Source organism: Agromyces binzhouensis, assembly GCF_004135055.1.
GTDB lineage: Bacteria > Actinomycetota > Actinomycetes > Actinomycetales > Microbacteriaceae > Agromyces > Agromyces binzhouensis.
In genome coordinates, this window is the sequence record NZ_SDPL01000652.1 from 1 (window position 1) to 1,116 (window position 1,116).

2 protein-coding genes are annotated in these 1,116 nt (G+C 76.3%); one reads left to right on the forward strand and one right to left on the reverse strand.

Annotation, left to right across the window (positions count from 1 at the left end; genetic code table 11):
• Positions 1 to 804 (forward strand): MFS transporter (locus ESO86_RS17390; RefSeq protein ID WP_165308324.1); only part of this gene is annotated, 804 nt, incomplete at its 5' end.
• Between the two features lie 22 nt (positions 805 to 826).
• Here ESO86_RS17390 and ESO86_RS17395 read toward each other — a convergent pair.
• On the reverse strand, positions 827 to 1,116 hold a 290-nt coding region (locus ESO86_RS17395), incomplete at its 5' end, for a hypothetical protein (RefSeq protein WP_207207217.1).

Here is a 1,116-nt window from a genome sequence, read left to right on the forward strand (position 1 = left end):
GGAACCCTCGCGCTCATCGCGGGCGTGCCGCTCGCCACCGCGCTCGGCCAGGCCGTCGGCTGGCGTTGGGCGTTCGGCGTCATCGCCGCCCTCACGCTCGTGGGCGCCGTGGTCGTGCGAGCGGTGCTCCCGGCCGACGCCTCGACCGCGTTGTCGAGGGAGGCCGCCGAGCGCGGGGCCGACGCGTCGACCACCGCGTCCACCGCGACCGCGATCCTCGCGGGCCGTCGCAGCATGCGCGGGGTCGTCGCCGTGAGCGTCGTCACCGCCGTCGTGATGATCGGCCAGTACGCGGCCCTCACCTACGTCGCCCCGTTGCTCACCGACGTCGTCGGCGCCTCCTCCGCGGCGGTTGCCCCGCTGCTGTTCGCGTCGGGGCTCGCCGGTGCCGCGGGCCTCCTCGTCGCCGGCAGTCCGATCGCGCGCGACAGCGTCCGCGCGCTCGTCGGCGCCATGCTGCTGCTCGCCGTCGCGCTCCTCGTGATCGCGGCCGAGCCGGGGCTCTGGCCGGCGATCATCGCCTACACGGTGTGGGGCTTCGCCTTCGGCGCCATCCCGCCGCTGCTGCAGACGCGGCTGCTCCAGGCCGCGCCGCCCGAGCGGCGGGATGCCGCGAGCGCCCTCTACACGACCGCCTTCAACGTCGGCATCGGCGGCGGCGCACTCGTCGGCGCGGTGCTGTTCGACGCCGTCGGCGTGGGTGCGGTGCCGGTCGCCTACGCGGTGCTGCTCGTGGTCGCGATGCTCGTCATGGTGCGCACCTCGCGCGCGGAGCGCGCCCGCGCGCGCGTCGTCGAGGCGTAGCCCTGCGGGCGCGGGCGCCGGTTCAGGCGTAGCGCGCCGTCGCGGTCCACTTGTGGTTCGCGGGCGCGAGGAACTCGACGACGGCGAGCCCCGTTTCGTCGAGCACCACCGTCGCGAACGGGAGTCCGTCGGCGAGCAGTTCGACCTCTGCACGCGGCTCGCCCGCGAGCGAGACCGTGAGGCTCGAGCCGTGCGCGTCGACGACCAGCCCGAGCTCGGCGACGGGCGCAGGCTCGACGGGCGGCTCGGGCTCCGGGGACGGTTCGGGCACCTCCTCCGACTCGGCGACGACTGCCGGCGCCGGCGCCGGCG